Annotated in this window: 16 protein-coding genes; 15 read left to right on the forward strand and 1 reads right to left on the reverse strand. The window is 37.5% G+C overall.

The genetic code is table 11. The features are described 5' to 3' along the window. Window positions 1–325 precede the first annotated feature (325 nt). The 9 genes from ATZ99_RS00415 to ATZ99_RS00455 all read left to right on the forward strand — a co-directional run bounded on the left by ATZ99_RS00415 (window position 326) and on the right by ATZ99_RS00455 (window position 9,897). Complete coding sequence (locus ATZ99_RS00415) at window positions 326–1,030, forward strand: lantibiotic protection ABC transporter ATP-binding protein (protein WP_245641263.1); 705 nt, start codon at window positions 326–328, stop codon at window positions 1,028–1,030. Continuing rightward, entirely contained in the window at window positions 1,027–1,785 is a 759-nt protein-coding gene (locus tag ATZ99_RS00420) for a lantibiotic immunity ABC transporter MutE/EpiE family permease subunit (protein WP_068747283.1), read from the forward strand. Before ATZ99_RS00415 ends, ATZ99_RS00420 begins: the two co-directional genes overlap by 4 nt. Continuing rightward, on the forward strand, window positions 1,785–2,579 hold the full coding sequence (locus ATZ99_RS00425; RefSeq protein ID WP_068747284.1) for a lantibiotic immunity ABC transporter MutG family permease subunit: 795 nt from the start codon (window positions 1,785–1,787) through the stop codon (window positions 2,577–2,579). The genes ATZ99_RS00420 and ATZ99_RS00425 overlap by 1 nt, the downstream gene beginning before the upstream one ends. A 25-nt stretch (window positions 2,580–2,604) precedes the next feature. Further along, window positions 2,605–3,300, forward strand: a complete 696-nt coding sequence (locus ATZ99_RS00430) for a response regulator transcription factor (RefSeq protein WP_068747285.1) — start codon at window positions 2,605–2,607, stop codon at window positions 3,298–3,300. Next, window positions 3,297–4,742 (forward strand): HAMP domain-containing sensor histidine kinase, encoded by a 1,446-nt coding sequence (locus tag ATZ99_RS00435; protein WP_068747286.1) that lies wholly within the window; start codon window positions 3,297–3,299, stop codon window positions 4,740–4,742. The genes ATZ99_RS00430 and ATZ99_RS00435 overlap by 4 nt, the downstream gene beginning before the upstream one ends. A 100-nt stretch (window positions 4,743–4,842) precedes the next feature. Then, the gene (locus tag ATZ99_RS00440) at window positions 4,843–5,223 is read left to right on the forward strand and encodes a BlaI/MecI/CopY family transcriptional regulator (RefSeq protein ID WP_068747287.1); all 381 of its coding nucleotides are present in this window, start codon (window positions 4,843–4,845) and stop codon (window positions 5,221–5,223) included. Further along, a complete protein-coding gene (locus ATZ99_RS00445; RefSeq protein WP_068747288.1) occupies window positions 5,220–7,739 on the forward strand; it encodes a M56 family metallopeptidase in 2,520 nt (839 codons plus the stop codon). Before ATZ99_RS00440 ends, ATZ99_RS00445 begins: the two co-directional genes overlap by 4 nt. A gap of 22 nt (window positions 7,740–7,761) precedes the next feature. Beyond that, entirely contained in the window at window positions 7,762–8,973 is a 1,212-nt protein-coding gene (locus ATZ99_RS00450; protein WP_068747289.1) for a hypothetical protein, read from the forward strand. A gap of 42 nt (window positions 8,974–9,015) precedes the next feature. Next, window positions 9,016–9,897 (forward strand): MerR family transcriptional regulator, encoded by an 882-nt coding sequence (locus ATZ99_RS00455; protein WP_068747290.1) that lies wholly within the window; start codon window positions 9,016–9,018, stop codon window positions 9,895–9,897. A 46-nt stretch (window positions 9,898–9,943) separates the two neighbouring features. Here ATZ99_RS00455 and ATZ99_RS00460 read toward each other — a convergent pair whose 3' ends face one another. Next, a complete protein-coding gene (locus ATZ99_RS00460) occupies window positions 9,944–10,921 on the reverse strand; it encodes an NAD-dependent epimerase/dehydratase family protein (RefSeq protein WP_068747291.1) in 978 nt (325 codons plus the stop codon). Between the two features lie 466 nt (window positions 10,922–11,387). On the opposite strand from ATZ99_RS00460, the gene ATZ99_RS00465 reads away from it, so the two are divergent. From ATZ99_RS00465 to ATZ99_RS00490, 6 genes are all read left to right on the forward strand, one after another. Further along, window positions 11,388–11,852: a DUF134 domain-containing protein gene (locus ATZ99_RS00465; protein ID WP_068747292.1), complete on the forward strand. Its 465-nt coding sequence runs from the start codon at window positions 11,388–11,390 to the stop codon at window positions 11,850–11,852. A gap of 26 nt (window positions 11,853–11,878) precedes the next feature. Continuing rightward, window positions 11,879–12,349 (forward strand): Fur family transcriptional regulator, encoded by a 471-nt coding sequence (locus ATZ99_RS00470; RefSeq protein WP_068747293.1) that lies wholly within the window; start codon window positions 11,879–11,881, stop codon window positions 12,347–12,349. Further along, complete coding sequence (locus tag ATZ99_RS00475; protein ID WP_068747294.1) at window positions 12,336–13,163, forward strand: Mrp/NBP35 family ATP-binding protein; 828 nt, start codon at window positions 12,336–12,338, stop codon at window positions 13,161–13,163. The genes ATZ99_RS00470 and ATZ99_RS00475 overlap by 14 nt, the downstream gene beginning before the upstream one ends. A gap of 5 nt (window positions 13,164–13,168) precedes the next feature. Beyond that, entirely contained in the window at window positions 13,169–13,558 is a 390-nt protein-coding gene (locus ATZ99_RS00480; protein WP_068747295.1) for a DUF5320 domain-containing protein, read from the forward strand. A 123-nt stretch (window positions 13,559–13,681) separates the two neighbouring features. After that, window positions 13,682–14,041: a NifB/NifX family molybdenum-iron cluster-binding protein gene (locus ATZ99_RS00485; protein ID WP_068747296.1), complete on the forward strand. Its 360-nt coding sequence runs from the start codon at window positions 13,682–13,684 to the stop codon at window positions 14,039–14,041. 28 nt (window positions 14,042–14,069) lie between these two features. Then, window positions 14,070–14,438, forward strand: a complete 369-nt coding sequence (locus tag ATZ99_RS00490) for a NifB/NifX family molybdenum-iron cluster-binding protein (RefSeq protein ID WP_068747297.1) — start codon at window positions 14,070–14,072, stop codon at window positions 14,436–14,438. Window positions 14,439–14,455: the final 17 nt, after the last annotated feature.

Raw genomic sequence — 14,455 nt, forward strand, 5'->3', positions numbered from 1 at the left:
TTTTTTACTACTGCTTCTCCATATCCAAGTACTAATATAGATGGTGAGATAAAGGGGGTCGTTAAAAATGGAGATTTATTTATAACGTTAAATCAATTAGCATATGAGGCATGTATAAGTCCCGAAGCGAAAAAGTGATAGCGAACGCCACTTTTATATGGTGGCGTTTTTTTAGTTTTGATTTATAACTTTATAAATTCTTTATTAATTCGGGTTATTATCTTTATATAAAAATAAAACTAATTTTCAAAAGATGATTAAACTTCTTTTAAGTTCGGCTAAATCCGGTAAATCTTCCGAAATTTCGATAGAAAGGATGGTAAGATTGGCAGAGTATATTCTTGAAACCAGAAATCTTAGAAAATACTACCGGAGGCAGTTAGTGGTTAAAGATGTCTCGCTGCGCGTTCCGGCAGGGTCTATATACGGTCTCATCGGTCCTAATGGTTCGGGAAAATCAACGATTTTAAAGCTGCTGACGGGTTTGTTGCATCCCGATGGGGGAGAAATAATTGTCTTCGGTGAGCCCTGGCAGAGAAAGCACCTGGCGCATATCGGAGCGTTAATAGAATCTCCGGCCATTTACGGGAACCTCACTGCCGCGGAAAACCTTCTGATTCACACCAAATTGATGGGATTGCCCGGGGGCGTTATAGATGAAGTGCTGGGCACGGTTGGTTTAAAAGATGCCGGCAAAAAATTGGCGTCTCAGTTTTCATTGGGAATGAAACAGCGCTTAGGCATAGCAATAGCCTTGTTGGGAGAGCCAAAGCTGTTAATTCTCGATGAGCCAACCAATGGCATCGACCCCGTCGGAATTCAAGAACTTAGGGGATTGATCCGCTCGCTTTCAAAAAGGGGTATCACGGTGATTCTGTCAAGTCATATACTGAAGGAAGTATCGCAGGTTGTAGATTATATAGGAATTATCAGCGACGGTCGGTTGAAATATCAGGGGAAGATCAACCCTGACGAAGACCTCGAGTCCCTTTTTATGGAAGTTTTAAACATCGAGGAGGATAAAAAATGATCGCCATAATACAAGCCGAATATCTCAAATACAGAAGGACGTTTTCAAGGCGCCTCGTAACATCGGGACCGCTGATTTTTATATTGATCGCACTGCTCCAGAAATTATTTATACCTGACGGCTTTATAAAAACGTGGCAGCTGCTTCTCAGCCAGTTTTACAACTGGTGGGCGGTGGTATTTATACCCATAGGCACTGCCCTGTTTGCCGCGCTGGTGCAGCTTCAGGAAAAAAGGGCGGGCAATTACTGGAGCCTGTACACCCGCGATATTTCGCTGCCGGCCCTATGGACAGCCAAGGTTCTAGTGATGGCTATGCATACAGGGCTTGTCACAGCGGTCCTCATTTTGGCCACCTTTTTATCGGGACTCTTTATAGCAGAAGAAAACATACCAAGGTTTAAAATTTTAGCGGGCGGTTTTATACTTTGGGTAAGCTCCCTGGACTTGATACCGCTGCAGCTATGGGTGGCCTTGAAAAAGGGCGCCGTTGCTAGCGCGGCTCTGGGATTTTTGGGCTTAATAGCAGGAGTTTTGGCAGCGCCTAAAACTTACTGGATATTTGTGCCGTGGAGTCGCCCCATACGTCTGATGTGCCCCATAATAGGGGTTCACCCCAATGGCATATTTTTAAAACCGGGGGATCCGCTTTTAAACTCCTCGGTGATACTTCCAGGGATAGCTTCGGCAATTGTATCTTTTGCCATCTTCACAATCTTGACGGCCATATGGTTTAATAAAAAGGAAGTGTGGTGATGGGTAGGGTTTCTTTTTTAAACTTACTATCGGCCGAGTGGTTGAAAACAAAGCGCACTCCGGTAAGATGGCTGTCGTTCTTAACTCCGGTTGCCTTTTCGGTATTATTGACATGGTATTTTTCGCTGAAAAAAGTTACTCCTTATATTCAAGCCGAAATTTATCAGGCTTTCTTTGAAGTATGGGCTGCGGTGGTTATCCCGGCGAAAGCCGGCATTATTTCGGGGATTATGGTAAATCAAGAAGAACTGGCAGGGGATTTTAACGGTTTTTTGGGTAGCAAACTGCCCCGAAACAGACTTTACCTTGGGAAACTGGCAACGATTACCTTATTTTCGATGACGAGTATCATGATCGGGATGGTAACGCTTTTAATCGGTATAAGATATGTGTTGAATATTCACGTTAATGGGATTATCTTCATTATGGCTGCCTTTATATTGCAGCTTAGTGCCATGCCACTGTTTGCTTTTCATATCTGGATTGGCTTTGCCCGGGGTATGGGTGTATCTTGCGGCCTCGGCGGCGCCGGCGTCCTTATAGCTTCTCTAATGGCCTCGAGCCTTGGAGATACGGTGTGGCCGTTAGTTCCATGGGCATGGCCGATGCGCCTGTCCATGCTTCCCGGGATTTATTTGCCCGGTGTGATACTACCACCTCATTTTAAATCTTTACGGTTTATCCTTGAACAGAGCCTGAAAGGTATAATTCCCGTTGCGGTTTTCTTTACGATAATGCTGGTGGGGGGATTGGTGTGGTTTAATAAATGGGAATGCGAAAAGACTTACGATTGATTATGTGTTCTGGAGGTGATGCCGGTTGAGCAGAATACTCATAATCGATGATGAAGAAGAGCTGGTCAGCCTTTTAAAGGATTCTCTGGAAAAAAAGGGTCACACGGTGTGGACGGCTTTAAATGGAGAAGAAGGCATTAAAAAAGCTCGACAACAGCCGGACTTAATTATACTGGATATCATGATGCCGGAGGTGGATGGATTCGATGTCTGCAGGTGTATCAGGGATGAGGTTTTGTGCCCCATTATTTTTCTAAGCGCTAAGCAGTCGGAAACCGACAGGATTAAGGGTCTTGCGCTGGGAGGAGATGATTATGTGGTAAAACCCTTCAGTCTGGGCGAGCTTACGGCAAGGATTGAAGCCCACCTCCGGAGGGAAAATAGGGCTTTATACCTGAATACCTGCGGGAGAAGGCCAATGATCAACTTTAAAAATCTCACGGTAGATTTGAAGGAACGGCAGGTAAGGATAAACGGGAATTTGATTGCGCTCACAAAAAGGGAGTTTGATATTGTAGAGCTATTATCCCTGCACCCCGGCCAGGTATTTTCAAAAGATCAGATCTATGAAAAGATCTGGGGTTATGATGCAGAAGGGGATTCCTCCACCGTAGCGGAGCACGTGAAAAATATAAGGGCAAAGTTTGCCAAAGCCGAGCCAAACATCGAATATATTTCTACTGTTTGGGGGATCGGCTACAGGTGGGAGAAAATAAGATGATGGAAAAAAAGCCTTTAAAGACTCAATTTGTTATCAGTTTCATACTCATACTTGTATTCAGTTTTATCGCCACCATAGCCACATATTTTTTCGGCTTTGTATTGTATAAAAAAATCGAATACAAAAACATGTACCCGGCCAATTATTTTGAGAAAAAAATTCCCGAAATAGAGGAACATATAAGAAAAAGCGGTGTGTCAATCTTAAGCCGCGAAGGTCGAGCGGCTCTTGAGAAAATCATTCCCACCGAAGGTATCTCCTACCAGGTTATGGATAAATTTGGTCGTCGGATTTACGGAACGGATGAAGGGCTAATCATTGGGGATAAGGATCAGCTATGCAGGAAAATAAACACCACTTTTAGCTTAAAGGGAAAGTACATCCGGTTAGTGCCGATAATTGACCAGGAAGGGAAAATAGCGGGAGCCGTATCCCTTTCCTACTCGCTGGTGCCTACTTACCGCAGCCTATTTGATAAAATATGGATTTCCTTTATATTTTTCGCCGTCATATTTTCTCCGTTTTTTTATTTAATCCTTTGCACCTGGATGTTTTCAAGGATCTTTTACAAAAATATTGTAAAACCTTTAAATCTGCTCATACAGGCGTCGGAGAAAATAGGTGAGAAAAACCTGGATTTCTTCATTGACTATGACGCACCTAACGAACTGGGGCGACTCTGTAAAGCATTTAATGAGATGAGGGGCGAGCTTGAAAAATCGCTGATTTTACAGTGGAGGATGGAGCAGCAGAGGCAGGAAATGCTGGAAGCACTGGCCCATGACCTTAAAACACCGGCTTCCATAATTAAGGGGTATGCAGAAGCCCTTATGGAAGGTGACCAGCAAAACAGTGACAAGATTTGCAGATATTTAAACATAATTAAGGAAAATACTGATAAGATTACAACTTTTGTTAATAAAATAAGGTATGTTTCTGAACTGGAATTTTCTGATTTTAATCTGGAACCCGAACCGGTTGACATAAAAGTCTTTATACTAAAGAAAGAGGAAGGTTACAGGCTGCTTTCCCAAAAGAAAAATATCAAAATTTATACAAACGTATGCGATACAAGGCATCGTGAGGCATTATGCCTGATAGATAAAGAAAAGCTTGAAAGAATACTTGACAATATAGTTACAAACAGTATTCGCTTTACTCCGAATTCTGGACGCATTAACATTGATGTGACGATAAAAGACGACAGATTATATTTTCTGATTTGCGATACCGGAAAAGGCTTTAGTCCCAAAGATTTGGTACATATCTTCGATAGATTTTATAGAGGTGATAGTGCACGAAATTCAGAGGGCGAACACATGGGCCTCGGGCTCTATATTGCCAGAAAACTCGTGGAAGCGCACGGAGGTACCATAAAGGCTTTTAACCGCTCAGAAGGCGGTGCCTGTGTAGCCTTTGACATATCAGTTTGCCGTAATTGATTATAGAGCAAAAAAGCGGTAGTATATATTGACAAAACAGGATTACAGTTGTAATATTAAATCAAACTTACAAATGTAATCAAAAAGGAGGTAAACATTTATGAAAGAATTTCCGCAAATCTCCGAAGCCGAGTTGGAGGTAATGAAGGTTTTATGGGAATTAAAGCAGGCCACAAGCTCTCAGATTATAGAAAAATTGACTAAGGTTAAGGTATGGAAACCCAAGACAATTCAAACACTTCTTAATCGCTTGGTAGCAAAAGGAGCCGTCAAAGCAGAAAAACTATCGAGCAAAGCCTTTGTATATTCACCTATTATAGATGAGACCGAGTATAAAGCCTTTGCCAGCCGTTCATTTTTGGATAAAGTTTTTAACGGTTCTTTGAGCCTTATGGTTACCAGTTTCGTCAGGGGACAAAAGTTATCGGTGGAGGAGATAGAAAGGTTAAAGAAACTTTTGGAAGATGAGGTGACAAAATGACAGAAGTTTTTACGTCGGTTTTAAAAGCCTCTTTGAACGCTTCCCTTGCAGGGATTGTGATTTTATTAATAAAAAGGATTCTGAAAAACAAACTTAGTCCCCGCTGGCATTATTTAATCTGGTTTGTACTTATAATAAAGCTACTTATACCTTTCGGGCCCCCTTCACAGGTGAGTTTTTTCAACACAGTATACTCAAAAAACTACAATATTGATTTTATACAGCCGGAATTTAACCACAACCTGCAGCCATCGTTAATCTCAGAGGAGACTCCGTCAAAAAGTGTTCAATTACCATTCGATAATCAATATAATAATGACGAAAATGTAAATAATGTCTCTTTTAAAAAAATAAGTACCATTGCCTCTTACATTTGGGTTACCGTCTTTATTCTATCTTTGTTATTCGTGATATTTATAAACGTGAATTTTAATAGAAAGCTGAAAATTAGCGGCAGACCTGTTCCTTTAACTTTAAAGAAGATATTGAATAATTGTAAAGAGAAAATTAAATACAACGGGGACGTTGATGTAATTATACAGGATATAATTAAAGTGCCTTCCGTTGTAGGCTTTTTGAGCCCTAAAATATTAATTACTCCAACCTTTTTGGAATTGGGAGAGGAAAAACTTTCGTATATTTTTTTACATGAGCTTTCCCATTTAAAGAGAAAGGATATACTGGTAAATTATCTGTTGATTTTTTTACAGCTTTTTTACTGGTTTAACCCTCTTATATGGTATTATTTTAAAAAGATCCGTCAGGACATGGAAACAGCAGCTGATGAGGTAGTACTGGTGTTACTGGAAAACAACGAAAGAAAGGAATACGGAAGAACCCTTATTTCAATTCTTGAAAATTTTAATATGCCCGCACCATCCCTGAAGCTTGTAAGTATGGTGGATGACAGGGGAGATATTGAAAGGAGAATAAGGATGATAAGTATGGCCGAAATATTTAAAACTAAAAGAGTAGTATTTTTTATTACCGGAATTTTATGTTTTGTATTGCTTGGCATATTCTTACTTACGGGGCCTGTATCTAAAAATGAGGTGCAGGTCGGAAGCTTAGTATTCGATATTCCCGGTGATATAAAAATAAATACCGATACTTCGGGGTTAATAATAGAAAAGAACACAATTTTTAAATACTTCTCAACAACAAGGATAATATCTTACGGCGGACTTGCATTTGAAAAAGAAAAACTTCCCATAGGAGGAATTCAAATTATTTCCTACGAACCCGGTCAGCCCCTCTTTTTACCCAATCATTCTGAGGTAAAAAGCCAAAAGGAAATAAAGGGACTAAATACGAAGGCAGTATTGGTAAATCTTGATTTAAGCCAGCCCGCGGCATCGGGGGATAATTCGGTGAAAAATGAAAACCATTTGTACCTGATTTTTGAGGAAGAAAAAATCGCCTACGATATTTACGCCGACTCAAGATACGCAGATGAAGCCTTGCTTTTAAAAATCGCGAAAAGTTTTAAGCCTGCCGATAATGCAGAAGTTATAAAGGTTATTCAGGGATTCGGCAAAAGGTTGAAGGACGTAAGTAAACTCGCACCTGTGGAAATATTACGAGAATCTATTAATCAAAGCTACGGAGAATTTATTGCACCGGGCCTTTTAAACGAATGGATAAAGGACCCGACGAAGGCACCGGGTAGGTACGTTTCAAGCCCCTGGCCGGACAGAATTGAAATATTAGATATAGTGAAAGAAAATGAAAGCAAATTCTCGGTTTTCGGAGAAATTGTGGAAATAACCAGCGTCCCCGGTGAGGAGTGGAGAACGATGATTAAAGCAACCGTTGAAAAAATTGAGGGTAAGTGGCTAATTACGGGGATAGAGGCTCAAGAAAATAAAAATAATGCACCGGATGATAAGCAAATTATATTAAATGCACTGGAAAATGCAAAATTTGTAAGACTTTTGGCGGTGGACGCCCAAAAAGAGATTATGCTAAGAAAAGAGCAAATAAACGAACTTAAAAACGCCTTTTTAATGTCAAAGGCAAAGATAGACGAGGAATATCCCGGAGGAGCCCTTGTATCGGAATTTCCCGACTACCAGCTGCAGTTGGACGATGTTCACATATATTTTATAAATAAGAATCAATTTGCGGTAAGCGGAAAAACTTTTAGTGTCTACAATACGGGTGGGGAAATCTGGGAAGCATTGACAAAAATTTTGCCCGTTGGACGGATTGATAATAAAGAGGTCATATCCTACCTTTTTAATGCTCAAAGGGTAGAAGTAGCATCGAGTAAGGATAAATTGATAGAGGGAGACTATACCGCAAGGAAAAACCATTTTGTGAGGATATTAAGGGATGGGAAATTGAAAGGGAATGGAATTGGTACCGGGATGAGGCCGGAAATGATTGTGAAATTTTATATAGATGACGATGCAATTGATGTTGAAATATTTGAAGATGGATTTAAATATCAAAACAAATATTATTATAAGCCAGGTTTGTTAAAGGAAATAGAAAACATGTTATTTGCGGGGTGATAATTTGAAAGGGTGTTATATTGTGAGTTTTAAAAGGATAATGTATTTTTTACTTATGCTATGTTTTACTTTGCTGTTGTATGGCTGCAAAGATAGAACTGCTATAAATATGAATAAAGCTCGAGAAAAGGAATTAAAAGATGTAATACAGGTAAAAGCCGATGTAATTGAAGAGTTGATAATAAATAACTTAAAAAACGAAATTATAGGGGTCTCTGGATGGATCGTTGACTATGCGGACGAAAATAACATTATATTTCATAATTATGCACATCTTTTTAAATTCAATATTAGTTCAAAAAAATTTTCATGCCACATAGATTTACCCAAAATAGATGCCGATCACGTCCAGGGTTCTGTAGTCACAAATTTCTTTGTTAGCCCGGATGGCAATTATGTTGTAATAAACAATGGGGGCGGAGAAACGGATGTCCTGAATCGTGAGTTTGATGTATATTTTTGCAATTTAGGTGAGGGGCAGGTAAAGGTTATTGCAAAGAAAAACAATTGCAAAACCCTTTACTGTTGGTCAAAGGATTCCGCCTATTTTATAATGGCGGCAAGGGATGGGGAAAATATAGAGATTTATGATGTACACACGGGCAGCATAGAAAATATTCCTTTTGGCAAAGAAAATATCAGTAATATTTTTATAACCGAGGGAAATAATATCCTGATTGACGGAAAAGAAAAGTACTTAATAAAGCTGAGTACTAAGGAAATTGCAAAGCTTCCTATAGAAGGGATTTTAATAGGGGAAAAAGAAGGCGAAATTTACTATTTCAATGATGGGAAAATATGTTCATTTAATTTTGTAAATTCTTATGCTGTTGAAAATATAGGTGAAAAATATAAATTATTTAGAATATCCGGGGATTATGCAGTTTTTACAGGAGAAAAGGATACGAAAATTTTTGATAAAAGTAAAAGTAAGATGGTTTCATACCCGGTTAGGATATCTGAAAATACTTTTTATTACAATGCGTCTCCTGATCGCAGCAAATTATTGGTAGTTGACGGAAATATTACACGAGTTTATTCTTCAAATGGTACATTTGAGGAAATAACCGTGGATGGTTTTGGTTTTTACATGGCAAAGTGGATTTCTGAAGAGGATATACTGCAAGTCTATACACAGAATTTTTCTCCCGTTCAAATTATAATCGTAGATTATAATGTAAAGGATAAAAAGTTGTCTACGATTTATAATTCCGAAGCATATCTCCTTGACTAGCACCTTGGAGGATAGCTTATTATAAAGGCGGAGGTGTTAGAAATGCTTATTAAAGAAGTGTGTAAAATTACAGGACTTACTAAAAAAGCGATTGAATATTATGAAGAAAAGGGTTTAATAGCTCCTAAAATTGAAGACAACGGTTACCGTAATTTTAGCGAAGAAGATGTTAAAAGACTTAAAGAGATATCTCTATTGAGAAAACTAGGTTTAAATATAGCAGAAATACGTAGTGTTTTGGATAAAGAAAATAGAAAGTGCGTTCTTTCTAAAATTAAATACCAAAAGGATTTAGAAATGGAAAAAACCTGGAGAAAACAACAATTGTTAAATCAGTTGATTGAAGGGAAAAACCTTGATGAAATTTTTCACCAAATTGAGTATATAGATAAGCAGCAAACAATCAAAGAAAAATTATTAAGCGCTTTTCCTGGTTATTATGGATGGTTTCTTGCTCATCATTTTGGCAGCTTCATGAATGATAGTATTTTGACTGAAGAGCAACAGATTGCATATAATAAAGTTGTTGAGTTCTTAGATAGTGTCGAGAATTTTAGAATTCCTCCCGAATTGGAGGAGTTTTTTGAAGGTGCGGCTTCATATATTGATACTGAAATAATGGAGAATATAACTTCAAATATAATTCAAGCTGTAGAAGATATAAATGGTTATATAGAACAAAACAGGGACGCTTTAGACAAATATATTGCTTATAAAAATTCAGAAGAATTTACCCAATCACCCGTTTATAAGTTACAAAACTTATTATTAGAATTTCAAAGAACCAATGGGTATTATGACGTATTCATTCCAAACATGAGGAAGTTAAGCCCCTCATATGATGAATATTATAAAAAACTTGAAAGGGCTAATGAAAAATTTGTAGAGCAGTATCCTGAAGTATCTAAATGGTATAACAAGTAAAACTGAATTTTTTATTGATCCTTATCCAAAAGTAAAAATCGGATTTTTAATTACAAATATATTCTTTAAGCCAAGTAACGGTATCAAATACTGTTTGCTTTATGGGTCTTGTACTATACCCCAATTCTTTTTTTGCCTTTTCACAGCTAAAATTGGAATTGGTTTTTAATGTATAAATGGAATAAGAGGTAAAGGTAGGTTTTTCTTTGGATATATGGTAATAAATGTCTGCAAAATAAGAAAAAAATAATGCCGTATTACTATCGATGGTGAATTGTGGCTTTTTAATACCAGTAATTTCTTCAAGATAGGAAAAAAGCTGTTCGATTGAAATGGTCTCTCCTGAAAGGATGTAATTTTCTCCTCTTTTCCCTTTTTCCCATGCTAAGATTATTCCTTGAGCTACATCCCTTACATCGACGAAATTGTAAGCACCCTTTATTGAAAATATATGTTTTTTATTTATATAATCAATTATAACCTTGTTAATAAAGGAGATTTTATAGTCGTAAGGGCCGATAACGCCGGAAGGATGGACTATTACCGGTTCCAAGCCGTAATTTTGAGATTTTAATACCAGGTTAGTAGCAATAGCTTTTGATTTTGCATAATCCCCGATAACATTGTTTGGATTAAAATCCTTGCTTTCTCTTATAATATTTTTTGCGGGTTCTTCTTTTAAGGCATGAACCGAGCTGACATATATTAAATCTTTGATGCCATTTTTGATACATGCTTTTATCACATTTTCCGTTCCTTTAACATTGATCTCGTAAACCTTCTTATCCCTTTTAAATATAGAAATACGGCTTGCGAGGTGAAATACGGCAGAGCCGTTTCTAAAGCAGGATGTAATTTTTTCCTCATCGCGCACATCTGCAAATTCTATTTGAACATCCAATTCTTTTACAGGTGTTAAATCTTCATAAGGTGGCACAATTATTCTTACTTCGTGCCCTTTTTCCAGTAATTTTTTAACCAAAACGTTTCCTATATGCCCCGTTCCTCCTGTAACTATAATCACGATAACCCTTCTTTCAGTAAAATTAGTTTAGTGAATATATAATTTATTATTTTTTCTTTTTTGCCTATTTAAATTTTATAATATTCATTATTTTTTTTATAGATGTTCATAAGTAAACTTTATAAAAAATATTAGCATGGTCGGGGAAATACCGGCTAATTTTTTTTGTAATGTGGAACACTCTTCAATTCTCAGGTCCTTTTCTTTTTCTTTTTCATAAATCAAAATAACGGAATTTTCACCGCCGAAATCTAAGCAATGTGGAAACATGGCCCTTTGGCAGCAATTTTGCTCAATCCTTTGTATATTAAAACTCTATCTGAAAGAAAGAACTACATCTATCAGGTCAAGATATAACGAGATCTTATTGTCTAGTAATGATATTATTGACATAAGTTCATAATAATATTATAATAAAAATGATGATAATGAACATATGTCAAAAATAACAAAGGAGAGATAAGAGTTGCCAAGGCCACCTAAATGGCGGAGAGTGCAGTTTTTGCCGGAAATAACGTATTTTAAACCTGCAGGAGTTCCTCTAAAGCAGCTTGATGAAGTAAAACTTACCGTAGAAGAATTGGAAGCCATTCGATTAAAAGACTTAGAAGGGTTGGAGCAGGAAGAATGTGCTGAAAAGATGGAAATATCAAGGCCAACTTTTTTTAGGATTATAAATTCAGCGCGCAGTAAAATAGCAGATGCTCTGGTTAACGGAAAAGCCATACGTATTGAAGGAGGAAATTTTAAAATTTCACAGTTTGTAAGATGTTTGAAATGTGGCAATGTCTGGCAGGAAATCAGTATCGATGATAAAAAGGAAGATATTAAATGCCCAAGCTGTAATAATAAAGAGCTGATTTTGGATGACAATTACGGAAGATGGTGTCACAGACATAGGAGAAGAGGAGATTCTGACAAATCAGATTAATTTTTTTAGAGAAAAGAAGGGTAAGTATGAAATCGTCAGCTGTTGAGAAACAAGAAAATCAAGATTTTAAGTGGACTCCTCAGCGAAAAGCTATTATTACTGCTATTAAAAACAGTAATAAAAAGCATCTTTCAGCTGAAGAAATATATCTAATTGCAAAAAAAATTTTACCTAAAATAGGTTTAGCAACAGTATACCGAGCATTAGAGCTTTTTTGCGAAAAAGGGATACTTCAGAAATTGAATCTGCCAAATCAACCAATAAAATATGAGATTTTAAAAGATGATAGTAACAGTCATTGTCATTACGTTTGTTTGGGATGCGGGAAGATTTATGAGGTCCCTATACAAAAAGAATTAATTTTATCTGAAAATGAAAATCTTAAAGATTTCAAAATAGTTAACAGCTCATGCTGGTATTTTGGATATTGTAAAAATTGTAAGGATAAGGTTAATAAAAAAAATAAAGGAAAGGGTGTAACTAATGAAACAAAATGAATCGAATATTAAGAAAAACGATTCAGAAACCTATACAGAAAAGGGTGTAGAAAAAATTCCAACCTATGAGTTAAACTGCATAAGAAACGTTGTAGCTGTCATGAGTGGAAAGGGTGGAGTAGGCAAATCCACTGTTACTGGGCTTTTGGCAGTTAGTTTGCAAAGGGAAGGATATAAAGTAGGTATACTTGATGCTGATATTACTGGCCCCAGTATACCTAAAATATTTGGTGTAAAAAAACGTCCTGAAGATATAGGTTTTGGACTTATGCCAGCGGAAAGCTCCTCGGGGATTCGTATCATGTCTTTGAACCTTCTTCTTGAAAATGAGGATGACCCTGTTATATGGAGGGGACCACTTATTGCCAATGCTATAAAACAGTTCTGGACCGATGTGGTATGGGGAGATCTTGACTACCTTTTAATTGACCTTCCTCCGGGTACTAGCGATGAGCCTCTTACAGTAATGCAGTCTTTACCAATAAACGGACTGATTATAGTTTCGTCGCCACAGGATCTTGTTCTAATGGTTGTAAAAAAGGCCATAAAAATGGCGGAGATGATGAATATCCCGGTATTGGGTATTGTGAAAAATTATAGTTATTTAGTTTGCCCTAAATGCGGAGAAAGGATAGAAGTCTTTGGTGAAAGCCGTGGAGCAGAAGTAGCACGGCAAGCAGGGATTCCCTTTCTTGGGTCGTTACCGGTAGATTATAAACTTGCACAGCTATGCGACAGAGGAGAGATAGAATCATATAAAAGTGATGAAATAAAAGGTATTAGTGAGTGGTTAAAACGCACGGAAAGGAGGTGAAAAGTATGCCGAGAGGAGATGGAACGGGTCCCACCGGGCGCGGTCCTATGACCGGCAGAGCTGCGGGCTTTTGCGCAGGATTTCCCGTGCCAGGATTTATGAACCCCGTTGGAAGGAGGCACTTGCGCAGGGCCTTCGGTTCTAATTTTGGGATTGGTAGTTTTGGATTTGGTAGGGGCTGGAGGCACTGGTACTATGCTACAGGTTTGTCCTTCTGGGCAAGGAAATTTTATCCTTTTGACTATAATGCAGTATATACTGCTGAAAATGAACAAAAGTATGAAGAAGAAATCCTTTCCCAGGAGGCCAAATATTTAAAAGAGCAGCTAAAAGCGATAGAAGAAAGGCTGGAAGAACTTAAAAAAGCAAAAAAAGAAGGCCTTAATGAAGAATAAAGGCCAAAAGAATAACATGTTTAGGTCAGGGGCGGTTTTAAAACCGTCCCTAATAAAAATATTTTATTTATATTATACTATTTTATAATCACAAATTAAATAAGTTTTAGAGAGGGATGCATAATGCTAATCGCGGTCACATCAACAGGTAATGCCTTAGATTCTTTTATAGATGAGCGGTTTGGGAGATGCAAATATTTTATAATTATTAACCCTCAAACAAAAGAATATGAAGCAATAGAAAATGAATATTCAAACAGCGCTCACGGTACAGGGGTTCAGGTAGCCCAATTTATTGTTGATAAAGGGGTTTCTGCTATTATTACGGGATACGTTGGTCCCAATGCCATTAGTATATTAAATGAAGCAGGAATAGAAATATATTCCGCAAATTCAATCAGCGTAAAAGAAGCTCTTGAAAATTATTTTCAGGGGAAACTTCATAAGGTTTCATCCCCTATTAAACCCCATAAAAATCAATAAATAACTAAAATTATAAGGAGGAATTTTTGTGAAAATAGCGATTGCAACAGAAGGCAACATGGTTTCCGGCCACTTTGGTCACTGTGAGGTTTTTACCGTTTTTGAGGTAGATGAAAATCAAAACAAGATTCTCAAAAAGGAAATAATCAAAAACCCAGAACATCAACCGGGATTTTTACCGGGATATTTAGCACAATTCGGGATAAACTGCATAATCGCAGGAGGTATGGGAGCAAGGGCAAAAGAACTTTTTGAAGAATACGATATAATGACTGTAACGGGTATATCGGGACAGGTGGATGAAGTAATTCAAGATTTTCTAAAAGGAAATATAATTGACAAGGGCAGCATTTGTAATCACGGAGAGGGCCACCACGGAGGTCACTGTTCCCATTAAAATATTTTGGCGGTGAA

The sequence above is a fragment of the Thermovenabulum gondwanense genome (assembly GCF_001601575.1).
Classification (GTDB): Bacteria; Bacillota; Thermosediminibacteria; order Thermosediminibacterales; family Thermosediminibacteraceae; genus Thermovenabulum; species Thermovenabulum gondwanense.